Origin of the sequence: Rhodococcus sp. IEGM 1330 (assembly GCF_033142445.1) — a bacterium.
GTDB lineage: Bacteria > Actinomycetota > Actinomycetes > Mycobacteriales > Mycobacteriaceae > Rhodococcoides.
This window is the reverse complement of record NZ_JAWLSB010000001.1, coordinates 716,043-741,107: the sequence shown is the minus strand read 5'-3', so window position 1 is coordinate 741,107 and position 25,065 is coordinate 716,043. Positions and strand designations below refer to the sequence as shown.

At 65.3% G+C, this 25,065-nt stretch carries 23 protein-coding genes; 11 read left to right on the top strand and 12 right to left on the bottom strand.

Features of this window, described 5'->3' with window-relative positions:
- Positions 1–31: 31 nt before the first annotated feature.
- The 6 genes from R4P57_RS03365 to R4P57_RS03340 all read right to left on the bottom strand — a co-directional run bounded on the left by R4P57_RS03365 (position 32) and on the right by R4P57_RS03340 (position 9,580).
- Complete coding sequence (locus R4P57_RS03365; protein ID WP_317801445.1) at positions 32–823, bottom strand: DivIVA domain-containing protein; 792 nt, start codon at positions 821–823, stop codon at positions 32–34.
- Between the two features lie 119 nt (positions 824–942).
- Positions 943–1,431, bottom strand: a complete 489-nt coding sequence (gene coaD / locus R4P57_RS03360) for a pantetheine-phosphate adenylyltransferase (RefSeq protein ID WP_317801444.1) — start codon at positions 1,429–1,431, stop codon at positions 943–945.
- A 36-nt stretch (positions 1,432–1,467) separates the two neighbouring features.
- Positions 1,468–2,022, bottom strand: coding sequence for a 16S rRNA (guanine(966)-N(2))-methyltransferase RsmD (rsmD, locus tag R4P57_RS03355; protein ID WP_317801443.1), 555 nt, complete (start codon positions 2,020–2,022; stop codon positions 1,468–1,470).
- Positions 2,019–5,435: a pyruvate carboxylase gene (locus R4P57_RS03350; RefSeq protein ID WP_317801442.1), complete on the bottom strand. Its 3,417-nt coding sequence runs from the start codon at positions 5,433–5,435 to the stop codon at positions 2,019–2,021. The genes rsmD and R4P57_RS03350 overlap by 4 nt, the downstream gene beginning before the upstream one ends.
- A gap of 175 nt (positions 5,436–5,610) precedes the next feature.
- On the bottom strand, positions 5,611–7,887 hold the full coding sequence (gene recG, locus R4P57_RS03345; RefSeq protein ID WP_317801441.1) for an ATP-dependent DNA helicase RecG: 2,277 nt from the start codon (positions 7,885–7,887) through the stop codon (positions 5,611–5,613).
- Between the two features lie 13 nt (positions 7,888–7,900).
- Positions 7,901–9,580, bottom strand: coding sequence for a DAK2 domain-containing protein (locus R4P57_RS03340; RefSeq protein ID WP_317801440.1), 1,680 nt, complete (start codon positions 9,578–9,580; stop codon positions 7,901–7,903).
- Positions 9,581–9,856: 276 nt separating this feature from the next.
- On the opposite strand from R4P57_RS03340, the gene rpmB reads away from it, so the two are divergent.
- The 6 genes from rpmB to R4P57_RS03310 all read left to right on the top strand — a co-directional run bounded on the left by rpmB (position 9,857) and on the right by R4P57_RS03310 (position 14,475).
- Entirely contained in the window at positions 9,857–10,048 is a 192-nt protein-coding gene (rpmB, locus tag R4P57_RS03335) for a 50S ribosomal protein L28 (protein ID WP_008717389.1), read from the top strand.
- A gap of 193 nt (positions 10,049–10,241) precedes the next feature.
- Positions 10,242–10,817 carry a M15 family metallopeptidase gene (locus R4P57_RS03330; protein ID WP_317801439.1) on the top strand — a complete coding sequence of 192 codons (576 nt, stop codon included), beginning with the start codon at positions 10,242–10,244 and terminating at the stop codon, positions 10,815–10,817.
- Positions 10,814–11,458 carry a phosphatase PAP2 family protein gene (locus R4P57_RS03325; protein ID WP_317801438.1) on the top strand — a complete coding sequence of 215 codons (645 nt, stop codon included), beginning with the start codon at positions 10,814–10,816 and terminating at the stop codon, positions 11,456–11,458. Before R4P57_RS03330 ends, R4P57_RS03325 begins: the two co-directional genes overlap by 4 nt.
- A gap of 51 nt (positions 11,459–11,509) precedes the next feature.
- Positions 11,510–12,205: a response regulator transcription factor gene (locus R4P57_RS03320; protein ID WP_317801437.1), complete on the top strand. Its 696-nt coding sequence runs from the start codon at positions 11,510–11,512 to the stop codon at positions 12,203–12,205.
- Positions 12,205–13,599, top strand: a complete 1,395-nt coding sequence (locus R4P57_RS03315) for an ATP-binding protein (protein ID WP_317801436.1) — start codon at positions 12,205–12,207, stop codon at positions 13,597–13,599. Before R4P57_RS03320 ends, R4P57_RS03315 begins: the two co-directional genes overlap by 1 nt.
- Positions 13,600–13,680: 81 nt before the next feature.
- Positions 13,681–14,475, top strand: coding sequence for an enoyl-CoA hydratase/isomerase family protein (locus tag R4P57_RS03310; protein WP_317801435.1), 795 nt, complete (start codon positions 13,681–13,683; stop codon positions 14,473–14,475).
- A 5-nt stretch (positions 14,476–14,480) separates the two neighbouring features.
- Here R4P57_RS03310 and R4P57_RS03305 read toward each other — a convergent pair whose 3' ends face one another.
- The 3 genes from R4P57_RS03305 to R4P57_RS03295 are packed head-to-tail and all read right to left on the bottom strand — an operon-like array spanning position 14,481 to position 16,668.
- Complete coding sequence (locus tag R4P57_RS03305) at positions 14,481–15,173, bottom strand: uracil-DNA glycosylase (protein WP_317801434.1); 693 nt, start codon at positions 15,171–15,173, stop codon at positions 14,481–14,483.
- Positions 15,170–15,694 (bottom strand): gamma carbonic anhydrase family protein, encoded by a 525-nt coding sequence (locus tag R4P57_RS03300; protein ID WP_032397774.1) that lies wholly within the window; start codon positions 15,692–15,694, stop codon positions 15,170–15,172. The genes R4P57_RS03305 and R4P57_RS03300 overlap by 4 nt, the downstream gene beginning before the upstream one ends.
- A 38-nt stretch (positions 15,695–15,732) precedes the next feature.
- Positions 15,733–16,668, bottom strand: a complete 936-nt coding sequence (locus tag R4P57_RS03295; RefSeq protein ID WP_411742276.1) for a thiamine-phosphate kinase — start codon at positions 16,666–16,668, stop codon at positions 15,733–15,735.
- Positions 16,669–16,913: 245 nt separating this feature from the next.
- On the opposite strand from R4P57_RS03295, the gene R4P57_RS03290 reads away from it, so the two are divergent.
- Complete coding sequence (locus R4P57_RS03290; RefSeq protein ID WP_317801433.1) at positions 16,914–17,162, top strand: Lrp/AsnC ligand binding domain-containing protein; 249 nt, start codon at positions 16,914–16,916, stop codon at positions 17,160–17,162.
- A gap of 57 nt (positions 17,163–17,219) precedes the next feature.
- Positions 17,220–17,771, top strand: coding sequence for a DUF3515 domain-containing protein (locus R4P57_RS03285; protein WP_317801689.1), 552 nt, complete (start codon positions 17,220–17,222; stop codon positions 17,769–17,771).
- A gap of 18 nt (positions 17,772–17,789) precedes the next feature.
- Here the strand turns inward: R4P57_RS03285 and R4P57_RS03280 are convergent, their stop codons facing one another.
- Positions 17,790–18,896 carry a D-alanine--D-alanine ligase family protein gene (locus R4P57_RS03280; protein WP_317801432.1) on the bottom strand — a complete coding sequence of 369 codons (1,107 nt, stop codon included), beginning with the start codon at positions 18,894–18,896 and terminating at the stop codon, positions 17,790–17,792.
- 73 nt (positions 18,897–18,969) lie between these two features.
- Positions 18,970–19,968 carry an NAD(P)H-dependent glycerol-3-phosphate dehydrogenase gene (locus R4P57_RS03275; protein WP_037189714.1) on the bottom strand — a complete coding sequence of 333 codons (999 nt, stop codon included), beginning with the start codon at positions 19,966–19,968 and terminating at the stop codon, positions 18,970–18,972.
- Positions 19,969–20,070: 102 nt separating this feature from the next.
- Between R4P57_RS03275 and cofC the strand changes: the two genes are divergently transcribed.
- The 3 genes from cofC to R4P57_RS03260 all read left to right on the top strand — a co-directional run bounded on the left by cofC (position 20,071) and on the right by R4P57_RS03260 (position 24,114).
- Positions 20,071–20,865: a 2-phospho-L-lactate guanylyltransferase gene (gene cofC, locus R4P57_RS03270; RefSeq protein ID WP_411742297.1), complete on the top strand. Its 795-nt coding sequence runs from the start codon at positions 20,071–20,073 to the stop codon at positions 20,863–20,865.
- Between the two features lie 193 nt (positions 20,866–21,058).
- On the top strand, positions 21,059–23,179 hold the full coding sequence (locus tag R4P57_RS03265) for an RNA degradosome polyphosphate kinase (protein ID WP_317801688.1): 2,121 nt from the start codon (positions 21,059–21,061) through the stop codon (positions 23,177–23,179).
- Positions 23,179–24,114 carry an NUDIX hydrolase gene (locus tag R4P57_RS03260; RefSeq protein WP_317801430.1) on the top strand — a complete coding sequence of 312 codons (936 nt, stop codon included), beginning with the start codon at positions 23,179–23,181 and terminating at the stop codon, positions 24,112–24,114. The genes R4P57_RS03265 and R4P57_RS03260 overlap by 1 nt, the downstream gene beginning before the upstream one ends.
- 128 nt (positions 24,115–24,242) lie before the next feature.
- Here R4P57_RS03260 and R4P57_RS03255 read toward each other — a convergent pair whose 3' ends face one another.
- On the bottom strand, positions 24,243–24,932 hold the full coding sequence (locus R4P57_RS03255) for an HU family DNA-binding protein (protein WP_032397768.1): 690 nt from the start codon (positions 24,930–24,932) through the stop codon (positions 24,243–24,245).
- Positions 24,933–25,065 lie beyond the last annotated feature (133 nt).

Genomic DNA, 25,065 nt, shown 5'->3' with positions numbered 1-25,065 from the left:
ATACGCGCATACGAGGGCAAATCGCTGCCGTTCAGTGGCGGCTGCGACGCCCCTGCTCCGGGCTCCCGTACGGGGATTCACCGTACGGCTCGCTACCGTATTCCGGTACACCCGAACCGGTTCGCAGCTGCTGACGCCCACGGCCGACCGAGCGAATGGTGCCGCTGAGGAACTCCTCGAACTCTGCAAGCTTGGTGTCGACGTAGACGTCGCACTCGCTGCGCATCCGATCGGATTCGGCATGAGCGCTGTCGATCACCCGAGCCGACTCGGCGTGGGCCGCCTGAACGACCTCGGTTTCCGACACGAGACGGTTCTGTTCGGCGGTACCGTCTGCAACCGACCGCTCGTACGACGCCGTTCCGGACTCGATCATCCGATCGGCCTCGGTGCGGGCGCGAACGGTCAGAGCCTCGTACTCACGCTGGCCTTCGAGCACCGTTCGCTCGGCCTCCACCTCGGCATCGGCCACGAGCTGGTCGGCGTGCGCCGACGCCTCGGACACCATGCGATCCGCCTGAGCCTTGGCGTCCGCAAGAATGCGATCGGCCGAATCCCGGGCGTTCTCGACCGTGTCCTGAGCCTCGGCATTGGCGGTGCTGACCGTCTTCTCCGCAGAGGCCCTGGCATCACCGACGAGCTTGTCGCGATGATCCAGAACGTCCTGGGCGTCGTCCAGCTCGCCGGGGATGGCGTCTCGGACGTCGTCGAGCAGTTCCAGGACATCGCCGCGAGGGACGACGCACCCGGCGGTCATCGGAACGCCGCGCGCCTCCTCGACAATGGCGACGAGCTCGTCGAGCGCCTCGAATACGCGGTACACCGGTTACCCCAATCGTCGAATCTGCCACTGCGCGGTCTTCACTCGCAGTGCTGCGCTGCTCAGTCTGCCCGCCGGCGCGCGCGTTTGCGCTATACCGGCCCGGTGTGTCGCTCTTCGAGCTACTCTGCTGCCCGCTCGGCGATACGGGCCGACAGTCGGTCCTGAACGAAGGGCGGCAGCATGCCGGTGACGTCTCCTCCGAAGGTCGCGACCTCCTTGATCAACGAACTCGACAGGAAGCTGTGCGCAGGATTCGCCGGGAGAAACAGCGTGTCCACACCGGCCAACGTTCTGTTCATCTGCGCCATCTGCAACTCGTAATCGAAGTCGTTGGCACTGCGCAGACCTTTGACGATCGCCGAAAAGCCCTCTTGCCGAGCGTAATCGACCAACAGCCCGTACCACGAACCGATTCTGACGTTGGGCAGATGCTCCGTGGCGACCTCGAGCATCTCGATCCGCTCGTCGATGCTGAACATGCCCTTCTTGCTCTTGTTCACCATCACCGTGACCACCACCTCGTCGAAGGCGGCGGACGCCCGCTCGAAGATGTCGAGGTGACCGTTGGTCACCGGGTCGAAGGATCCAGGGCAGAGTGCGCCAGTCATGTCCGCGAACCTATCAGCCGATCCCGGGCTCGCTCGTCACGCGCGTGCCGCGATCTCGATTCGACTCTCGCCGTACTTCTTCGACTTCTCCGGAACCAGTCCGGTCGGCCATCGGGTCTCCGGCGAGCGCGACGACCGTTCGAGGACGACGACCGCGTCAGGTGTGAGCCATCCCCCGGTGACGAGTCTGTCCAACAGACCGGCGACGGCAGTGTCGGTGACGGCATACGGCGGGTCGGCCAACACCAGGTCGTACGCCGCGTCCGCAGCCCCCGCCAGCACGGAGGCCACCGGGGCGCACCGGACCGATGCGCCGGGCAACCCCACCGATTCGATGTTCTTTCGCACCACCGCCGCCGCTCGGGCGTCCGATTCGACGAGCACCGCCGACGACGCTCCTCGCGAGAGCGCCTCGAGCCCCAGAGCTCCCGATCCCGCGAACAGATCCAGCACCGCGGCACCGTCGAGTTCCATCCGACTCTCCAGCGAGCTGAACAGCGCTTCGCGAACTCGCTCGGAGGTGGGGCGGGTGCCCTGGCCGGGGACCGACAATCGTCGACCGCCCGCGACACCCGCCACGATCCGCGTCATTCGCTGCCGGCCTCTTCGCCCGTCGACCCCCCACCGATGACGACGAGCAGATCGCCGCCTTCGACCTGCTGCACACCCGAGATCGCCAGACGGGTCACCGAGCCGCCGCGAGGAGCGGTGATAGCAGCCTCCATCTTCATCGCCTCGATCGTGGCGATGGTGTCTCCGGCCGAGATCTTCTGTCCCTCTTCGACGGACAGTGTGACGACGCCTGCGAACGGTGCCGGGATGTGCCCGGAATTCGATCGGTCCGCCTTCTCGACCGTGGGGGCCTCGCTCGAGATCGATCGGTCGCGTACCGACACCGGCCGCAACTGTCCGTTGAGAATGCACATCACGGTGCGCATGCCACGCTCGTCGGGGTCGGAGATGGCCTCGAGCCCGATCAGCAGTTCGACGCCCTTCTCCAGTGCCACCCGATGCTCCTCGCCCTGCCGCAGGCCGTAGAAGAACTGATTGGCCGACAGCCGCGTCGTATCGCCGTACTTCTCGCGATGAGCAGCGAGTTCGGCAGTGGGACCGGGGAACAGTAGATGGTTGAGAGTCCGACGTCGCTGATCCGAGGTGCCGTCGAGGTTCTTCTCGTCCTCGTCGGTCAACGGTGTCACCGGCTTGCCCAAGCCACGACCCTCGAGCGCCTTCGTACGCAAGGGTTCCGGCCATCCACCCGCAGGCGTACCGAGATCGCCGCGCAGGAATCCGATCACCGAATCGGGGATGTCGTAGCGGCCGGGATTCTCGGCGAACTCCTCCGCGGACGCGCCTGCACCGACCAGAGCCAGAGCCAGGTCGCCGACGACCTTCGAGCTCGGGGTCACCTTGGTCAAGCGGCCCAACATGCGGTCGGCTGCAGCATAATTGGCCTCGACGGTCTCGAACCGATCACCGAGCCCGAGCGAAATCGCCTGCTGCCGCAGGTTCGAGAGCTGTCCACCGGGGATCTCGTGGGTGTAGACGCGACCCGTCGGTGCCGGTAGCCCGGTCTCGAACGGCGCGTACACCTTTCGCACGGCTTCCCAGTACGGCTCGAGGTCGCAGACTGCCTGCAGATCCAGACCGGTGTCGCGCTCGGTATGTGCCGCCGCCGCGACGATCGCGGACAACGCAGGCTGGCTGGTGGTGCCTGCCATCGCCGCGCTGGCACCGTCGACGGCGTCCGCCCCGGCCTCCCAGGCCGCGAGGTACGTCGCGAGCTGTCCACCGGGTGTGTCGTGCGTGTGTACGTGCACGGGCAGATCGAAGTTCGAGCGCAATGCCGTCACCAGCGTCTTGGCTGCGGGTGCACGGAGCAGTCCTGCCATGTCCTTGATGGCGAGCACGTGCGCGCCTGCGTCGACGATCTGCTCGGCCAACTTCAGGTAGTAGTCGAGGGTGTAGAGGTTCTCGTTCGGGTTCGACAGATCACCCGTGTAACTCAGGGCCACCTCGGCGAGCGCCGTGCCGGTCTCGCGTACGGCATCGATGGCCGGACGCATCTGATCGACATTGTTGAGCGCGTCGAAGATACGGAAGATGTCGATGCCCGTGTCGGTGGCCTCGGCAACGAAGCTGCGGGTCACCTTCTCCGGATACGGGGTGTAGCCGACGGTGTTTCTGCCGCGCAGCAACATCTGAATTGCGATGTTCGGCACGGCTTCTCGCAGGCTCGCCAGTCGCTCCCACGGATCCTCGTGCAGGAATCGCAGTGCCACGTCGTAGGTGGCACCGCCCCACGCCTCGATGGAGAGCAACTGCGGCGTCGTGCGTGCCACGTACGGGGCGACACCGAGCAGTCCGCTCGTCCTCACCCGCGTCGCCAGCAACGACTGATGCGCGTCACGGAAAGTGGTGTCGGTGACGCCGAGGGCCTTCTGGTTGCGCAGATCGCGAGCGAAGCCTTCGGGTCCGAGCGCGAGCAGACGCTGCCTGGAACCATCGGGAATCGGAGCCGAGAAGTCGACCGCGGGGAGCTTGTCGTGCGGGTACACCGGGGACGGACGCTCGCCGTGCGGCTTGTTGACCGTCACATCGGCCAGATAGGCGAGAATCTTCGTGCCACGGTCGCCCGAGGATCGCGACGTGAGCAGTTCGGGGCGCTCCTCGATGAACGAGGTGGTGACGCGACCGGCGGTGAAGTCGGGGTCGACCAGAACCGCTTGCAGGAACGGAATATTCGTGGCGACACCGCGAATTCTGAACTCCGCCAACGCTCGTCGGGCACGAGCCACGGCGGTGTCGAAGTCACGGCCGCGGCAGGTGAGCTTGACGAGCATGGAGTCGAAGTAGGCACCGACCTCGGCACCCAGCGTGGTTCCGCCGTCGAGGCGTACTCCGGCACCGCCCGGCGTGCGGTAGGCAGTGATGCGCCCGACATCCGGCCGGAATCCGTTCGCCGGATCCTCGGTGGTGATGCGGCACTGCAGGGCCGCACCGCGCAGCACGATGTTCTCCTGCTGCAGACCCAGATCCGCGAGCGTCTCTCCCGAGGCGATCCGCAGCTGAGACTGCACCAGATCGACATCGGTCACCTCTTCGGTAACGGTGTGCTCCACCTGGATTCGCGGATTCATCTCGATGAAGACGTGATTGCCACGGGTATCGAGCAGGAACTCGACGGTACCGGCGCACGAGTAGTTGATCTGCTTCGCGAATGCGACGGCGTCGGCGCAGATCTTCTCACGCAATCCTTCGGGCAGATTCGGAGCCGGAGCGAGCTCGATGACCTTCTGATGCCGACGCTGCACGCTGCAGTCGCGCTCGAACAGGTGCACCACGTTGCCCTGGCCGTCGGCGAGGATCTGAACCTCGATGTGCCGGGGATCGATCACGGCCTGCTCGAGGAACACCGTCGCATCGCCGAAGGCCGATTCCGCCTCGCGCGCAGCAGCTTCGATGGATTCGCGCAGCTGCTCGGGCTCGGCCACTCGGCGCATACCGCGGCCGCCACCGCCGGCGACCGCCTTGACGAACAACGGGAACGTCATCGTCTCGGACGCCGCGACCAGCTCGTCCACGTCGGACGACGGTTCCGACGACGCCAGCACCGGAAGTCCTGCGGCCTTGGCTGCCGCGATGGCCCGCGCCTTGTTGCCGGTCAGTTCGAGCACGTCGGCGGACGGGCCGACGAAGGTGATGCCTGCCTCGGCGCATGCTGCGGCCAGATCCGGGTTCTCGGAAAGGAATCCGTACCCGGGATACACCGCGTCCGCACCGCTGCGCTTGGCAGCGGCGACGATCTCGTCGACCGAGAGATAAGCGCGAACGGGATGCCCCTTCTCCCCGATCTGGTACGCCTCGTCGGCCTTCGTCCGGTGTACCGAGTTCCGGTCCTCGAACGGGAACACCGCAACGGTCGAGGCCCCGAGTTCATAGGAGGCACGGAAGGCGCGGATAGCAATTTCACCGCGGTTGGCAACCAAAACTTTGGAGAACATTGGCTCAACTTACCCGGCAGCGTCAGTCACCGAGGTGTACTGATCTCACCATGCGGGACGATGTGCTCGATTTTCTCCACTGAAACGGTGCAGTAGTACCAACTGCCTTCCCCGGTCGTTCCGCAGGCTCCACTCCTGCCCACCCCGGTCGTTCCGCAGGCTCCACTCCTGCCCGTCAGGACTTCTGCAGGTAGTCCACGCGATCCGATCGCCAGGCCGACCGCATCATCGACGCTATGCCGGGATCGTTCGCCAGCGACGGGTCCCGCGCGAACAGGGATCGCGCACAGTCCTGTGCGTCGGCGATGATGTCCTCGTCGTCGATGAACGAGAGCAGCCGCAATCCGCTGACCGTGCCCGACTGTGCAGCACCGAGAACGTCACCCTCGCGACGAGTGGCCAGATCCAGCTTGGCCAACTCGAAGCCGTCGTTGGTCGCTGCCACCGCCTCGAGCCGGGCGAAGGAGCCGCCCGCGGGGCTGAGATAGCTGATCATGATGCACAGACCCTGGTGCCCGCCTCGGCCGATTCGGCCTCGCAACTGATGCAATTGGCTCACGCCGAATCGGTCCGCATCCATGATGACCATGACCGTCGCGTTGGGAACGTCCACTCCCACTTCGACCACCGTGGTGCAGACCAGGACGTCGATCTCGCCGGAGTTGAACTCGGACATGGTGATGTCCTTGTCGTCTCCCGACAGTCGTCCGTGCAGCAGCCCCACTCGCAGATCGTGCATCGGTCCGGTGGAGAGCGTCTCGTACAGGTCAACCGCAGCCGTCGTCTCGGGGCCGTCCTCCGATGTCGCCTTTTTCTTCGCCGCACTCCCCTTCTTCCCGGTCTCCGCGTCCTCGTCGTCACCGATGCGGGAGCACACCACGTAGGCCTGGCGGCCGGCTGCCACTTCCTCGTGAATACGCTGCCACGCTCTTTCCACCCAGCCCGGTTTGCTCCTGGCGGGCACCACGTTGCTGACGATGGGAGATCGGCCGCGCGGCAGTTCGGTCAGCACCGACGTCTCGAGGTCGCCCAGCGTCGACATCGCGATGGTCCGCGGGATGGGGGTCGCGGTCATCACCAGCAAGTGCGGACTGGTGTTGTCACGAGCTTTCGCGCGCAACGCATCTCGTTGCTCGACGCCGAACCTGTGTTGTTCGTCGACGACGACCATCGCGAGATCGAGGAACTCGACTCGGTCCTCGATCAGGGCGTGGGTACCGATCACGATGCCCGCGTCACCTGTGACGGCATCGAGCAGCGCGGACCGCTTGGCGGCGGTGGACATCGAGCCGGTCAACAAGGCGACCTTGGTCGCCAGCTCGTGCGATCCGAGTTCGCCACCGGCCGCGAGGCTCCCGAGCATCGACCGAATCGAGCGTGCGTGTTGGGAGGCGAGAACCTCCGTCGGTGCCAGCAGCGCACATTGATGCCCGGCATCGATCACCTGCAGCATCGCGCGCAGCGCAACGATCGTCTTGCCCGAGCCGACCTCGCCCTGCAACAGCCGCGACATCGGATGCGGTGCCGACAGATCGTGGGCGATCTCGGCTGCAACCTGGTGCTGGCCGGCCGTCAACTCGAACGGCAGACGCCGATCGAACTCCGCGGCGATACCGTCGGTGATGGGTGGGCATCGCGCTGCCACCCGGGTGGATGCGTTGCGTCTGCGGTCGGCGAGGACGAGTTGCACAGCGAGCGCCTCGTCGAACTTCAACCGCTCGCGCGCAGAGTCTTTGTCCTGTGCGGTATCCGGGAAATGGACCGACCGCAGAGCGGTGTCGATGTCGACGAGACCGCGTTGCGCACGTACCGACTCGGGCAGCGGATCGACCACGTCGTCGAGTTGATCGAGCACCTGCCGAACGCAGCGCATGAAGGTCCAGCTCTCGACGTCCTTCGCGGCCGGGTAGATGGGCACGAATGCTCGATCGAACACCGACATGTCGACGGCTCCGGAGGAATCGACCGAGCCACGAGCGAGTCCGGCCAGGGTGCCGCCGCCGACGATTCGTCCTGCGGGCACGATGGCACCGTCGTTGTCGTCTCCGCCGAGAATCACGTAGCTGGGGTGCGTGAGATTCCACCGCTTGCCGAAGTACTTGACCTTGCCCGAGAACATTCCCCGGCGACCGGGTACCAGAACGTGCTTGAGCTTGTGCGGACTGAAGAAGGTGGCGTCGATCCGCTGTCCATCGGCGGCGAGTGTCACTGCGAGGAACTGACCGTTGCGGTTCTTCATCGAACGCAGCGTCGCGGACTCGACCGTGGCGACGATGGTGATGTGCTCGCCTTCGGGCGGCTCCTTCTCCCCCAGCTCCGAACCGTGCGTCATGTACCGGTGCGGATAGTGCCGAAGCAGGTCCTCGACGGTGTGAATACCGAAGACGTCTGCCAGCGGCGTCGCCGCCGCGGCTCCGAGGATGTGATCGAGCCGGTCCACCAGCGTTGCCATTGTCCGAGATTCCCTATTCCACTCCGAATTGCACGAGATCCCCCGGCTGCCCACCTGTGTAGACCACCACGTCGACTCCGGGATGTGCGCCCGCCACGTACTCGGCCAGCCGATCACCGAAGTCATCCGATACCTGGGCCCCGACGAGCACTGTCACCAGCTCCCCTCCTGTGGCCAGGAGCTGATCGAGCAACCGACACCCTGCATCGAGCGGACGAGCGGCGACGATCACCACCTCCTGCCCTGCGAGCCCGATGCAGTCTCCCGGCTCGCACGTGCCGACCCACGTCAGCGATCGCTCCTGTGCGATACGCAGAGAACCCCACCTCGTGCCCGCCGCCGCCTCGGACATCGTGAACGCGTCGTCGACTGCGGCCCGGGCGGCATCGTGCACCGCGAGCGCGGCCAAACCCTGCACCATCGCCGAGCACGGCAACATCACCACGTCTTTGCCGTCCGCTCGGGCAGCTGCGCCGACGGCAACGAGTTCCTGCGCGGACAACTCGCCGTTCGGCAACACCAACACCTCGCGATGCTTCATCCCGACGATCGCTCGATGCAGCACCGAGGAGTCGATCGCCTCGTCGCACCGAACCACCGTCGCGCCTTCCTGAACGTAGAGTTCCGCGGCACCGTCACCGGCCACCAGCGCCAAAATATCGCGACCTACCGACAACGCTGCTCCGTCGTGCACTTCGGGGCTCACCGCTCCGGCGATCTCGGCGAGACCGAAACACGAGATACGCACTCCGCGAACATCTCCGGCAGCGATTCCGCGATCGACGGCACCACCGGGGTCGGTGGTGTGTACATGCGCGGACCAGGCCCCGGAACCGTCACCGGCGACCACGACAGAATCTCCGATGTCGGCCAGAGCCCGGCGAAGTTCCGCCGCCCCCGCGTCCTCCGGGCCGTGTACGACGTAGACCACCTCGTATCCGAGGGGGCGACTCGACCCGTACCTCGACACCGCCTCGGGTGCACCGCCACAGTCCGACGAGACGGTGGACGCATCGCCGACCGTCTCGCGTTCGTGCTCGTGTGGGCGACGGTATCGCCGGCGCGGCGGGCTGCGGCCGATCACCACCTCCACGAGCGCATCGACGATCACCGAAAGACCGAGAGCGCCGGCGTCCACGACCCCCGCCTCCCGGAGTTCGGCGAGTTGGTCCGTCGTGCTGTCGACAGCGCGAGCGGTGGCCTCGGCGATGTCGACCACCAGCGTGGAGAGGCTGACATTGGCATCGTGGGCGGAGGCTTCGCGATCGGCGGCGGCCAGAACGGTGAGCATCGTACCCTCGACGGGAACGCTGACCGCGCCCGCGACCAGGACTTTCGCGCGTCGCAACATCGCCTGGATCGACACCGTGTCCAGCGGGCCGTCCGCTGCGGCCTCGGCAACAGCGCGCAACAGCTGAGACACGATCACTCCCGAGTTGCCCCGCGCACCCGCGACTGCCCCCACGGCCAGTGCCCGCCCGATGGCGCGGGCGTCCGCAGTGGGCCCGGCTGCGCGCATCGACTCCACCGCGGCGCGGAAGGTGAACATGAGATTGGTGCCGGTGTCCGAGTCGGGGATGGGGAACACGTTGAGCGCATTGATCTCGTCGCACCGCGCGGTGAGGGAATCGACGCAGCGGTAGGCCCACCGTCGCAGGGCCGCGGCATCGATCGATTCGAGAACGTCGACCACCTCGAGCAGCCTCCCCCCGCGTCACGTCCGTTACCTCGTCCGAACTCCCTCGCGGACAGTGCCCGAAGCTTAGTCGGGCATGATCGGTGGCGCGCCGTACGTGAGCCCTCGCGCAGCGTCTGCCGTGGCGGTTTGGTGATTGCGTGTGACGCCGCTATTCTTGCAGGGTTGCCTCGAGGCGATCTTCACGCATTGCAATCCTTGCATCTGCTCGTAGTTCGTTTCGATGTCTTCGACCACATGTATCGATCAACATCTATCAAGGAGTTCGCGACTATGGCTGCCGTCTGCGACGTATGCGCCAAGGGGCCCGGCTTCGGTAAGTCGGTCTCGCACTCGCACCGACGGACCAACCGTCGTTGGAACCCGAATATTCAGACCGTTCACGCTCAGGTTGCGCCTGGTAATTCCAAGCGCATGAACGTGTGCACCTCCTGCTTGAAGGCAGGCAAGGTGGTCCGGGGCTGATTTCGGCCTCGCTCTTCGTTTTCCTCCACGGCGTTCCTCGCGTGCGAGAACTGTGCCCCGCCCCCGGATTCCGGTGGCGGGGCACAGTCGTTTCTGCTCCCGTTCCGTTCTGTTACACAGCCGATGCACACCGTGACGGTCTCGGCGAAGAACGGGCATCGGCCGGTTACACCGGCCGAGCAGTCTCGAACACATGCCAACCACCCGCACACTCATCGTCGTGGCGGCGCTCGCAGCGCTGACACTGTCCTCGTGCTCTTTCCGAGAATCCGGCCCGTTCGCGACGGGGAGCTATGTCGAGCGACAGTTCGATTCGGGCCCGTACGGCGGTGAGATAGAAGGCCGCATCAGCCTCGATGATGTCCACCTCCCCGCGTTGGCCCGCCTCCACCTTCCTCTGCGCACGGCATTGCAGGCCGCTGCGGCCGAAGCGGAAGCGTCGGGAGTGGATATGTACCTCACCTCTGGATGGCGTTCCGCCGCATACCAACAACGCTTGTTCGACGATGCGGTAGTCCGGTACGGCAGCGCCGACGAGGCCCGGCGGTGGGTCCAATCGCCCGATCGGTCCAAGCACGTCACCGGATGGGCAGTCGATATCGGACCTACGGATGCCGACGACTGGTTGATCCAGCACGGTGGCGAGTACGGGCTGTGCCAGACATACGCGAACGAGATGTGGCACTTCGAGATGGCGGACACCACCGGTGGCGGATGCCCGGTGCCATCGAGCGACGCGTCCAGCGACCGGGCGGAGAGCTCACGGTGACACGAGTCGAACCCAGGAAACTGGCGGCCGCACTGACACTGCTGATTCTCGGAATCGCCGTCTTCGCCGTATCCGTGCTCACGGCCGTGGGTCAAACGGTCGATCAACAGCTCATGGTGAGCGCAGCAGCGCTGTCCGATGCCCTCGTGGTCTTCTGCTCGGAATTCGTCGGCTTCGTCGCCCCGATCTCGGCCGCAGCAGGAGTACTCGTGGTGCTTCTGATCATGTTGGGCGGCAATTCGACTGGCGTGATTGTGCGCGTGCTGATCGTGGCGCTCGGGCCTATCGCGACGGCCTGGATTCTCAAGAACTCGCTCGATCGGCCGGTCCTGGACGGTCTCGCTATGCACAACTCGTTTCCCAGCGGCACGCTCACCTGCGTCGCAGCTGTGGTGTGTGAGATCTACCTCGTCACTGCTCGGCGCTGGCGAATCCTCGTCGGATTCGTCGGGGTACTGTCGATCATCGGAACAGCGTTGTCCGTCGTCGTTCTGAAGTGGCACCGCCCCAGCGATGCGATCGGCGCGCTACTGCTCGCCGGGTGTTACGCACTGGCAGTCTCCGCGTTTCCGATGAACACCGCCGCGACCCGTCACTCGGCGCTGGCCGACCCCGACAACGAGCGCCTTGCTCACTTGTGACGCCTGTACCCTGGGCCGACCGCAGTTCCTTCGACCGCACAAGGCCCCTACATGGTGAACATTCTCTTCGTGGAAGACGATTCAGCTGTGGCCGAAGCAATAACGTTGGGACTCAACAGACTCGGTCACCGAGTCGACCATCGCTGCGACGGCAACGGCGATCTCGACACCGCACTTGCCGCGTCCGAAATCGTGCTGCTCGACCTCGGGCTTCCCGGAGCCGACGGTTACGAGATCTGTAGACGCATCCGAGCACAAAGTTCGATTCCGATCATCATTCTCACCGCTCGCTCGGACGACATCGACACCGTTGCGGGATTGGAAGCCGGAGCCGACGACTACGTCGTCAAACCCGCCAGCCCTCGCGTCCTGGACGCACGCATCAAGGCGGTCGTCAGACGGTCGACCACCTCGCCGCCGAGGTCGGTCGCAGCGAACGTCGAGCAGTTCGGCGATCTCACTGTCGACCGTTCGGCGATGCAGGCTCGGAAGGCCGGAACTCTGCTGACACTGACGCCGACGGAGCTTCGATTGTTGCTCGCCCTGACCGATAACGCGGGACACGTACTGAGCCGAGGCCAGTTGTTGTCGGCGGCATGGGATCAGGATTATCTGGGCGACTCCCGAATAGTGGACGCGGCGATCCAGCGGTTGCGCGGAAAGATAGAGGACGATCCCGCCACGCCGACCGTCATCGAGACGGTGCGAGGGTTCGGCTATCGGTTCGCCCCAGGCCTGGCTCGTTGATGCCGTCCTGGCTGCGTATCGACGGACTGCGCACTCGACTGGTCCTCGTGTTCATCACCATCGTCGTGATCATCGCCGGTGCCACAGCAGGTGTCGTGTCCTTGATGGCGCGATCGTGGATCTACTCCAACGCCCAGGAAGTCGCGACTGCCCAGTTTCGCGACGATCTGCAGGAGATCGCCGGTGCGCAGGTGAGCAGTCGGTCAGCAGCCGAACTGGGACAGCTGTTCCCGTCCGATTCGACGCTCATCGTCGGCGACGACGAGATCCGACGCGGATCCGTGGACCCGGCAACGATTTCCCCCGAATTCCTCGCCAGGGTGAACAGTCCCGGAATCATCAGCTTCGAGCGACTCGATTCCCAACGCATCATGCTGGCGATGTCCGTCACTGTCATCGATCCGACTGCACTGGACGGCGACGACACCCTCGTCAAGGCCGTCACCATTCGGCCGCTCGAGGGTGTACAGGACAAGTTCGACAACCTCCTTCGTGCGGTCGGCCTCACCCTGGCGGCGGGCGTACTGGTCAGTGGACTGCTCGGACTCTGGATCGCGTCGACCCTGGTACGTCCGCTCAGACACCTGGACCGAGCAGCTGCCCGCGCGGCCGACGGTGATCTGAGCGTTCGGCTCTCGGAAGAGGGCGTGACCGAACTCGCCGAGCTGACGACGACCTTCAACACCTTGATCGCCCGCAACCAGACGGTCATCCAGGGACTGGAGGAATCGGAAGAACAGGCGCGTCGGTTCGTCGCCGACGTCTCCCACGAGCTGAGGACACCACTGGCAGCATTGGTTCCGGTCGCCGAGATTCTCCAGGAAGAAATCCCCCACCTGCCACCCGATGCGGGAGCGGCCGCTCGGATCCTCAGCGGTGAGATCGGGAAACTCGCTCGGCTCGTCGAGGATCTCATCGAGATGTCTCGTCACGACGCACAACAGGCGCGCCTCGTTCTCGACGATGTCGACCTCGTCGAGCTCGTCCGACACTCACTGACCCGCCGCGGATGGGCAGAGAGCGTCGAACTGCGGGGGCCGGACAGTATCGACGCGACCGTGGATCCGCGACGCATCGACGTGGTGGTCGCCAACCTCGTGGGTAATGCACTTCGTCACGGCGAGCCCCCGGTACGCGTGGAGATGAACGCTCGTCCCGAGTGGGTGGACTTGACAGTGGTGGACCACGGGCCAGGGATCTCGCCGGAGGACAGCCACGCGATCTTCCGACGGTTCTACAAGGTGGACACCGCTCGTGGACGCAGCGAAGGCAGCGGACTCGGACTGTCCCTCGCCGCCGAGAACGTGCGCCTGCACGGCGGCACCATCACCGTCGACCGAATCGATTCGAGCACGGTGTTCGATGTCCGACTGCCCCACCGTCGATCCCACTGACGGCCGTGGCTGTCGGTGTCGACGTCGCTGCCGAAGCACGCAGCCGAACAGTGCAGTCACTGCGTCGGTTAGAGTCCGACCGTGACGTATACGGACGCCGACATTTCCAGCAAGGTCAGCATCGAGGACGGTGTACTGCGCATCGTCGTAGCCACCGAGGCCGGCGGTTCCTCGCTCGATCTCGAGGGCATCGACGACGGCACCTCGACCCTCCGCTCCGTCAACGCGGGCGCGACTGCGATCGGCAGCGTCCTTCTCATCGGGCGGGGACCCAATTTCTGTGCAGGCGGCAATGTGCGCGATTTCGCCGGTGCCGACGATCGCGGCACATTCGTCGGATCGGTCGCCGACACGTTCCATGCGTTCGTTCGTGAACTCGCCGCCGTCACCGTCCCTGTCGTCGCCGGTGTCCACGGGTGGGCGGCCGGGGCAGGCATGAGCCTGGTGTGTCTCACCGACATCGCCATCGGCGGGCCGTCGACCAAGCTGCGGCCCGCGTACCCCTCGATCGGATTCACTCCGGACGGAGGAATGTCCTGGACGCTCCCCCGCATCGTCGGTTCGGGCCGCGCGATGGACATTCTCCTCAATGACTCGATCATCAACGGCGAGGACGCAGTTCGGCTCGGGATCCTCAGCCGGCTGGTGGGCGACGATATCGTCGACACTGAGGCCGAGCGCCTCGCTCGAACCCTCGCGAACGGGCCGACATCGGCGTACCAGGGAATCAAGAGACTGCTCGCAACCTCCGAATCGACAACTCTGACAGAGCAGTTGGACGCCGAAGCTGCCTCGATATCAGCAGCTGCGTCGTCACCTGCCGGACGTGAAGGCGTCGACGCGTTCGTCGAGAAGCGTCGTCCCGACTTCTCCTGAACCGGTCACGGCAGCGTCCAGTCGATCGGTTCGTCTCCGCCCTCGACCAACAATTCGTTCACGCGACTGAAGGGCTTGGATCCGAAGAACCCGCGTGAGGCGGACAGCGGTGACGGGTGCGCCGATTCGATGAAGGGCACCGATCCGAGCATCGGCTTGAGAGTCGACGCGTCGCGGCCCCACAATACTGCGACCAGCCCGGGCGCGTCCGGATTCTCGGCGCGGGCGACGAGTGCGCGGATAGCCTGCTCCGTCACCGCTTCCCACCCTTTCTTCCGGTGCGACGCCGCCTGTGACGGTTCGACGGTGAGCACGCGGTTGAGCAACATCACGCCTCGGTCCGCCCAGGGCGTGAGGTCACCGTTGCTGGGCGTGGGCAAACCCAGATCGTCCGAGTACTCCTTGAAGATGTTGTTCAGACTCCGCGGTACGGGTCGCACGTCGGGCGCGACCGAGAAGCTCAGCCCCACTGCATGTCCCGGCGTCGGATACGGATCCTGACCGACGATGAGCACGCGGACCCGATCGAAGGGGTAGCGAAACGCGCGCAGCACGTTCTCGCCCGCGGGCAGGTAATGCCGTCCGGCGTCGAGCTCGGCTCGCAGAAAGTCGCCCATCGCAGCGACATTCGTCTCCACCGGAGCGAGGGCGCGTGCCCATCCCGATTCGACGGTATCGGCGAGTGGCGGAGGCGTCACCGGTCGATCCGGCGCAGTGCGTCGCGGTAGTACGCGGCGTTGGCCGAGTACATCTGCACGTTGATGTCGACGTGGCCGTCGGGAACCTGGTAGCCCTCGCGGATCTTGGCGGGCACACCGAGCGCCATGGAACGTTCGGGCACAACGAACTTGAACGGCACCACCGCGCCTGCACCGACGATCGAGCCTGCACCGATCTTCGAACCGTTCAGTACAACCGAGCCCGACGCGATGAGGCAGTTGTCCCCGATGGTCGCACCCTCGACGTGCGCATTGTGGCCCAGTACGCACCCGGAACCGATGACCGTTGCGTCGATCGGGGTGCAGTGCACCACGGTCCCGTCCTGCACGTTGGTGCCCTCGCCGATCGAAATGGTGCCGTAGTCGGCCCGCAGAACTGCAGTGGGCCACACCGACGATCCGGCAGCCAAGGTCACCGCTCCGATGACGACGGCGTCGGGATGGACGTAGGCGTCGGGGTGGATGTCGGGTTCGCGATCACCGAGCGCATAGATAGCCATCTCTGCAACTTAGCCGACTCGATGGACCCGACCCGCGTTCACTCGCCCTCGAAACTCGACCATCCCGATCTACCCGCATGGACGCGTCCGCCCACCGTCACTCGACCCGCCGGCTCACCGTCTCCGTGCTCGACGCGGCCGATCACCGTCCATCCCTGGGGAACGGCGGCGGCGTCGGGGAAGGTGCCGACAAGAGCGTGATCCTCGCCTCCCGTGAGCACCCAGTCCAGCGGATCGTGCCTCATCAGCGTTGCTGCCGACTGCACTTCGAGGGGGATGTCCAGCAGGTCGGGATCGACGTCCAGTACAACGCCCGACGCGTCGGCGATGTGGCCGAGATCGGCCAAGAGCCCGTCGGAGACGTCGGTGAGCGAGGTCGCTCCCGCTTCTGCCGCGTCGATTCCGGCGCGATACGGAGGGACGGGCACTCGGTGCGCGTCCAACACCGCGTCGTGGCCGGTTCCGTCCCTGTCTCCGAGCAGTAGGGCAAGTCCGGCCGCCGACCAGCCGAGCCGTCCCGCGTACGCGATCACATCACCGGCACTCGCCCCCGATCGAAGAACCGGGGCCCGGCCCTGAAGATCGCCGAGCGCGGTGATCGAGATCACCAGCTGCGACGACTGCACCACATCGCCACCGACGACGGCCGATCCCGCAGCAACTGCCTCGAGCCACATGCCCTCGTTGAGACCATCGGTCACGCTCACCGGCGTGTCGGCCGGGCATCCGAGAGAGACGAGGAAACCCGAGCACTGCGCGCCCATTGCGGCGATGTCCGCGCCGTTCTGCGCGATCGCTTTGCGGCCGATCTGTATCGGACTCGACCAGTCGAGCCGAAAGTGCCTGCCGTGCACCAACATATCGGTGGACGCCGCGATCCGACCGTCGGACGCGGCGACAACGGCTGCGTCGTCACCCGGCCCGACGATGGTCGACGGTGGCTGCACACGATCTGCGATGGCACGGGCGATCACGTCGAATTCGCCGACCTGCGCGACGGTGCGCTCGCTGCCGGTGGCCGAGTCGATGACGGTGTCGTCGATGATGTTCCTCCCTGAGAACGCGATGCGTGCGCGACGGTCTCACGCGGAGTGCGCGCCGCGCCTGCGGTACCTTTTAGCGGCGGTCGGGACAGTACCGATGCAGCAGGTTACGTGCGAAGAGAACGTAGTCGACTCAACCTACAGTCGAGAAGTCCGGCAGGGGAAAGGGACCACCGATGGTGCAAGCATTCGTTCTCGTTCAGACCGAGGTCGGCCGTGCGACGGCCGTCGCACAGCAGATCGAGGCCGTCGACGGTGTCGTGTCGGCGGAGGCAGTGGTCGGACCCTACGACGTGATCGCGCGCGCCGACGGTGCCTCCGACACCGAGATCGCCGAGATCGTCTCCCGTATCCAGAAGGTCGATGCCATCACTCGCACCCTCACCTGCCCCGTGGCCCCGCAGTCGACGACGTCCGTCGGATAGCTCGTGAGTTCACCAGACACCGGCAACGACGCCGGCACCGAAGACAGCTCGGCCGAGATCGAGGGCACTCGCGAACAGCGCCATCCCGCAGTCATCGCCACCGCGATCGCGTTGCCGGTCGCGCTGGTGGTCGGAGTTCTGGTTGCCGCGATCGCGGTCAATCGCTCACCCGTTCGCGATCCGGTCGCTCTGGGCCCGGTCGACTCACCCGATGCCGCGAGTGCGCAGTGCACGTCCCTGCTCGACGCCGTGCCCGAGAACCTCGGCGACTACACGAGAGCCGAGCTGGCCGACCCGTCCCCGGTCGGAGTCCGCGCGTGGGTCTCGGCCGAGGAGAACGCCGAGCCGGTCGTGTTGCGCTGCGGCCTGCCCCGGCCGACCGGGTTCGATGTGGCTGCACCGCTGCAGGTGATCAACGGCGTTCAGTGGTTCGAGGTGTCCGGGGAAGACGACGGGATCGACGCCAGCACATGGTTCGTCGTCGATCGCGGCGTGTACGTTGCCCTGACAATTCCCGGCGACTCGGGCCCCACCCCGTTGCAGGACGCGTCCTCGGCCGTGTCGGACGCGCTGCCCCAACAACCTCTCGACCCGGCTCCGTTGCAGTAGCGCTGGGCCGCAACAGCTCTAACGCAAACCGGTACCGCGGGCGAGAGCGGTGTCGATCAGGGTGGCGATGAGCGTCGGGTAGTCGACGCCGGATTCCGCCCACATCTTGGGGTACATCGAGATCGAGGTGAACCCGGGCATCGTGTTGATCTCGTTGATGACCGGACCGTTCTCGGTGACGAAGAAATCCACTCGCGCCAGTCCCTGGCAGTCCAACGCCCGGAAGGCGGCGACGGCGAGTTCACGAATGCGGTCGCTCGTGGCGTCGTCGAGGGCAGCCGGGATGTCGAACTCACTGACATCGTCGAGGTACTTGGTGTCGAAGTCGTAGAAAGCATGATCGTCGATGTCCGCGTCGGGAATTCGGATCTCGGCGACGGCGCTCGCACGCACGGTGCCGTCGGGAAATTCCAGCACCCCGCACTCGACCTCGCGGCCGTGAATCATGCCTTCGACGATCACCTTGGGGTCGTGTTCGCGCGCAACGGCGATCGCGGTGGGGAGTTCGTCCCAGGCGGTGATGCGCGAGATTCCGATGGACGATCCGCCTCGGGCCGGTTTGACGAATGCAGGCAGGCCGATTCGGTCACGCTCGGCGGCCGTCAGGTCGTCGACCGCGCGCCGGAGTACGACCTGACGACCGATCGGCAGTCCCTCGGCACCGAGCAGCTTCTTGGTGAATTCCTTGTCCATCCCCGCAGCGCTGGCCAGCACGCCCGGCCCGACATAGGGAACGCCGGCCAACTCGAGCAGACCCTGCAGGGTGCCGTCCTCGCCGTACGGTCCGTGCAGAACCGGGAACACGACGTCGACGGATGCGAGCACCGTCCCGCCTTTCCCCTCGCCGAGGGCGAGCAAAGCGCCGGCGTGACCCGGGTCCGTACTGAGAGCAAGCGCTGTTCCCGTCTTGTCCACGGTCGGCAGTACCCGGTCGTGAATCGACAGCGCATCGATGTCGGAGGAGCCGAGTACCCAGGCACCGTCCGCGGTGATACCCACGGGAACCACCTCGTACTTGGCCGGATCGAGGTTCTGCAGCACGCTACCTGCCGATACACAGGACACAGCGTGCTCGCTGCTGCGGCCACCGAAGACGACGGCAACTTTGATGCGGGGAGTACTCACGATGAGAAACCGTACCGCCGCGGCTCATCGAACGCGGATTCGCCCTGTTCGTCGGGAGACCGCGATCACTGCCTCACTCGGGCTTGATACGACGTCCCAGCAGGTGCCCGACCGCATCCGGAACGGACATGCCGCCGTGACAGACCCGATGCACGGCGTCGGTCAGCGGCATCTCGACGTCGTAACTCTCGGCGAGGGCACGGACCGAGGTACAGGACTTGACGCCCTCGGCAACCTGCCCGTGCGCTGCTTCCTGCGCACTCTCGAGGGAGCCACCCGAACCCAGTCGTTCTCCGAACGTGCGATTACGCGAGAGGGGTGACGAGCAGGTGGCGACCAGGTCGCCCACCCCGGCCAGGCCCGACAGCGTCGACGGCTTGGCACCGAGTGCTACTCCGAGGCGGATGATCTCGGCCAGACCCCTGGTCATGATCGACGCGAGGGTGTTCTCGCCGTATCCGACGCCTGCGGCCATCCCGCAGGCGAGGGCGATGACGTTCTTGCAGGCACCACCGATCTCGGCACCGATGACATCACTGTTGGTGTAGGGCCTGAAATATCCGGTGGCGCAGGATTTCTGAATCTCGAGGGCACGCTGGGAGTCGGAGCACGCGATGACGGTTGCGGCGGGCTGCCCCTCGGCTATCGGGCGCGCAAGGTTCGGCCCGGACAGGCACGCGACCCGGCTGGGATCGGCACCGGTGACCTGAGAGATCACCTGGCTCATCCGCATGAGCGTTCCGGTCTCGATTCCCTTCGCCAGGGAGAGCAGCGTCGCGTGCGGCGGGATGGAGTCGGTCCATGCCCCCAGATTGGCCCGCAGACTCTGCGACGGCACGGCCAGCACCACGATGTCGGCTCCGTCGAGTGCACGGACGGGATCACTCGTCGCGCGGATCGACGACGGCAGCTCGATTCCCGAAAGGTAGTCCTTGTTCTCGTGGTCGTCGGTGATGGATGCGGCGAGTTCCTCGCGGCGGGCCCACATGGTGACGTCCGTTCCGGCATCGGCCAACACCTTGGCGAATGCGGTCCCCCACGAACCCGACCCCAGTACCGCTGCTCTGCTCATTCCGCCAACCCCTCGCCTACTTCGCCGATGCCCTGTCCACGCGCGCATCACCCTAACTCGCAGACCTACTCGGGCGGTCGGAGTCGGCACAGATCCGTGACGCTGGCAGGATCGAGCACCATGGGTGCATCACCAGACGACGACGGCGACCGGGCGGGCGCGTCGTCCGACCCTGCCCGCCGCGTCGTCAGGGTTCTCATCGCGGTGAAGGATCTCACCGCGGCGAAGTCGCGCTTGGCTGCGGAGTTCTCGGCACCCGATCGAACCCGGTTGGTGTTGGCCATGCTCAGCGATACCGTCGCCGCCGCTGCCGCCGTAGCGGCCGTCGATTCGGTCACGGTGGTCACACCCGATTCGCTCGTCGCCGAGACTGCACGAAAAATCGGTGCTCAGGTGTTCGACGAACCGATCGGCGATCCGGCTCAGCGAGCGGACGAACGTCTCAATCACGCCTTCTCCTCGGCTGCGCGAGTCCTGCGGCGCGATCGCACGATCCGCGCGCCCCGCGGGAGTGAGATCTCCACCGCCGACCAAGTCGACATCGTTGCACTGCAAGCGGACCTACCGGCGATGCATACCGACGAACTCGCGCAGGCCTATGCCGGTGCTCGACGCGGAGGCAGATCGGTCGTCGTCGACCATCACGGAACCGGAACCGCCGCGTTGATTCTGAAGGACTCTGCCGACGAACTGGCTCCGCTCTTCGGACCGGATTCCGCACGCCGCCACACCGAGTCGGGCGCGCATCGACTCGACGGCACCTGGCCTGGCCTTCGCCTGGACGTCGACACCGTCGACGACGTACGCAGAGCACACCGACTCGGGGTCGGACCGGCTACTGCCGCAACCCTTCGAGCCCTCGGTTGGAGCGACAACGCGTCCGCGACGACGGCCTGACAAATCTGGACCGCGGCGGGGTCGATGCGCTCGTGAACGAGTTTGGCCGTTCGGAGTTTCACCGGGGCCGGGTATGGGGGATGATCGTGCGGTGAGCACAGACGACGCGCTACCAGAGAACGAAGACCCGGCAATCGAGACAGATGATGGCAGTGGTTCGGAGCCGGTATGGAGTGCCCCGGTCACTGCGACGATGCCCAGCATTCCCTCCGCATTGCCGGCCGCGACACCGGAATCCGTTGATGCGGCCACGGTACTTCCCGAAAATCGCTATCTGAACCGGGAATTGAGCTGGCTCGACTTCAACTCGCGAGTACTCGCGCTCGCTGAGGACTCGTCGCTGCCCTTGCTCGAACGCGCCAAATTTCTGGCGATCTACGCGTCCAATCTCGACGAGTTCTACATGGTTCGGGTCGCCGGACTCAAACGGCGAGACGAAACCGGTCTGTCGGTTCGATCGGCGGACGGCATGACGCCGCGCGAACAACTCGCAGTGATCGGTCAACGCACCCAGGAACTGGCACTCAAACACGCCCGAGTGCTTCTCGATTCGATCCTGCCCGAGCTCACCGCCGAGGGTATTGCGATCATCCGGTGGTCGGATCTGGACAGCGAGGAACGGGCGCGATTGTCCGAGTACTTCACCGAGCAGGTATTCCCGGTTCTCACACCTCTGGCCGTCGACCCAGCGCACCCGTTCCCGTACATCAGCGGCCTGAGTCTCAACCTTGCTGTGACAGTGAAGGATTACGCAACCACCGGCGAGCACTTCGCCCGCGTGAAAGTCCCCGACAACGTCGATCGATTCGTGCGCGTCAAGCGTGGCGAGGGCAGCCACCGCATCGACGCCTTCCTGTCGATGGAAGAACTCATCTCGGCTCACCTCGACGTGCTCTTTCCCGGTATGGAGGTCGTCGAGAGCCACGCGTTCCGCATCACTCGCAACGCCGATTTCGAGGTCGAGGAAGACCGCGACGAGGACCTGCTTCAGGCGCTCGAAAGAGAGCTCGCGCGTAGGCGATTCGGCTCGCCGGTGCGACTCGAGATCGCCGACGACATGACCGAGCACATGCTCGAGTTACTGCTGCGCGAACTCGACGTCGATCCCGGCGATGTCATTCAGGTCCCCGGTCTGCTCGACCTGTCGTGCCTGTGGCAGGTCTACGGCGTCGACCGCCCCAACCTCAAGGACGCTCCCTTCGTCCCGGCTACCCACCCGGCGTTCGGTGAGCGGGAGACCCCCAAAAGTGTCTTCTCCACGCTGCGCGACGGCGACGTACTGGTGCACCACCCCTACGACTCGTTCTCCACCAGCGTGCAACGCTTCATCGAGCAAGCTGCAGCAGATCCGCAGGTGCTGGCCATCAAACAGACGCTGTACCGCACCTCGGGCGACTCACCGATCGTCAATGCTCTGGTCGATGCCGCCGGTGCCGGAAAGCAGGTCGTAGCACTGGTCGAGATCAAGGCCCGCTTCGACGAGCAGGCGAACATCGAGTGGGCACGCAAGCTGGAAAAGGCCGGCGTCCATGTCGTGTACGGGCTCGTCGGACTCAAGACGCACTGCAAGACCTGCCTCGTCGTGCGCCGTGAAGGGTCGGTCATTCGCCGCTACTGCCATATCGGCACAGGCAACTACAACCCCAAGACCGCGCGCATCTACGAGGACGTCGGTTTGTTCACGTCATCTCCCGAAATCGGAGCCGACCTCACCGATCTGTTCAACTCGCTCACCGGCTACTCACGAAAGTCCAAGTACCGCAATCTGCTTGTCGCTCCCTACGGGGTACGGCGCGGCATCGTCGAGCGCATCGAGGCGGAGGTCGAGCACCTCAAGGCGGGTCGTCCCGCCGGAATTCGCCTCAAGGCCAACGCCTTGGTCGACGAGCAGGTCATCGACGCGCTCTACCGAGCATCGATGGCAGGAGTCCCGGTGAAGGTGGTGGTGCGCGGAATCTGTGCACTCAAGCCAGGAGTTCCCGGTCTGTCGGAGAACATCGAAGTTCGTTCCATCCTCGGCAGATTCCTCGAGCATTCACGAGTTCTGCATTTCCAGGGCGCCGACGAAGTCTGGATCGGCAGCGCAGACATGATGCACCGCAACCTCGATCGCCGAGTCGAGGTGATGGCTCAGGTCAAGGACCCACGGCTGGCCAACCAGCTCGGCGATATCTTCGATTCGGCCCTCGACCCCACTACTCGGTGCTGGGAACTAGGGCCGGACGGTGGTTGGGTCGCCTCACCGGCTCGGGGTGAGAAAGTTCGTGAGCATCAGGTGGAGTTGATGCGCAACCGGAGGAATCAGGCGTCCTGATGGGCACTTCCGACGGCTCTCCCCGCGCCAACATCTTTGCGGCGGGCTCGATCCTGTGGCGACGTTCACCGAGCGGCGATTCGGGCGTCGAGGTCGCTTTGGTGCACAGGCCCAAGTACGACGACTGGTCGTTCCCCAAGGGAAAGCTCGATCCCGGTGAAACAGCGGTCGATGCAGCGGTCCGAGAGGTCAAGGAGGAGACCGGATTCGACTCACGACTGGGACGGTCGCTGTCCTACGTCACCTACCCGATTCCGGGGCACCGGCGGGTCAAGAAGGTGCTGTACTGGGCGGCAGAGGTCACCGGGGGCGAGTTCGTCCCCAATGTCGAGGTGGACGAACTGCGCTGGGTGGCGCCCCAGGACGTCGGCCGTGAACTCTCGTATCCCATGGACCACAAGATCCTTCGCCGGTTCGTGGCCAAGCCTGCCGACACCTCCACGGTGCTGTTGGTTCGGCACGGCAGTGCCGGGTCGCGCTCGCGGTTCAAGGGCAACGACGTCGACCGCCCACTCGACAGGAGCGGACGACGCCAGGCCGAATCCTTGGTCTCGTTGCTTCGGGCCTTCGGCGGTGATGCCGTGTATGCAGCCGACCGCGCTCGATGCGTCCAGACAGTCGCTCCATTCGCGGAATCGTTGGGGGTGGACATCACTCCCGAGCACCTCCTGTCCGAGGAAGGGTACGCCGACGACCCGCGCAAGGGACGCCATCGCGCTCGCGACATCGCCGAACTGCCCGGCACCCCCGTTGTCTGCAGCCAGGGAAAAGTGATCCCCGACTTGATGCGCTGGTGGGCCGAGAAAGACGGAATCACGTTGCCTGCCAACAGAAACCGCAAGGGCAGCGTATGGGTACTCTCGCGCCGTGACGGCAGACTCATCTCTGCCGACCACATCGCCAGTCCATTGCCCACCCTCACCGCCGACGGCTGAGCGGCGCACCACGAACGGCAGAAGGCCCCCGACTCGATCTTCGAGTCGGGGGCCTTCTGCCGTATCCACGCTGTCACACGTGCGCTGCCGCATCTGCGGCTGCGCCTCACAAGTGGAGCCTGCAGGCTCTACTTCTTCGCTGCGCGCTTCGCGGGTGCCTTCTTGGCCGGAGCCTTCTTGGCCGGAGCCTTCTTGGCAACGGTCTTCTTGGCCGCTGTCTTGGCCGGAGCCTTCTTGGCGGGAGCAGCAGTCGTTGCGGCCTTGCGCGCAGTCGTCTTGGCCGGAGCCTTCTTCGCAACGGTCTTGCGCGCGGTGGTCTTCGCGGGAGCTGCCTTCTTGGCGGCGGTCTTTGCGGGAGCCGCTGCCTTACGAGCCGTGGTCTTGGCCGGTGCTGCCTTCTTGGCGGCAGCGGTGGTTGCCTTGCGGGCGGTCGTCTTCACGGCCGCCTTCTTCGCAGCCGTCTTCTTCGCAGCCGCAGTCTTCTTGGCCGGAGCCGCGGCCGCACCGCGCTTGACGGCAGGACCGGTGGCGGGCAACTTCTGTCCGCCCGCGATGACGGCCTTGAACTGTGCACCCGGACGGAATGCCGGAACGTTGGTCGGCTTCACGCGAACGGTCTCACCGGTGCGGGGGTTACGGGCGACGCGCGCTGCGCGACGACGCTGCTCGAACACGCCGAAGCCCGTGATCGTGACACTCTCGCCGCGGTGTACTGCGCGCACGATGGTGTCGACGATGTTCTCGACAGCCTCTGTGGCGCTCCGCCTATCAGACCCCAACTTCTCGGTCAGGGCGTCAATCAGCTCTGCCTTGTTCATGGATTTCCTCCGCTATATGGTGGCCCATCGTCGGACCGACTACTACAACGGTAAACCCCAAGTCGTCAAGAGTCTATGCGCCACGCCAATTTTCATTCTGGTGTCGCGGAATGATTCACGGCCGCAAAGCGTG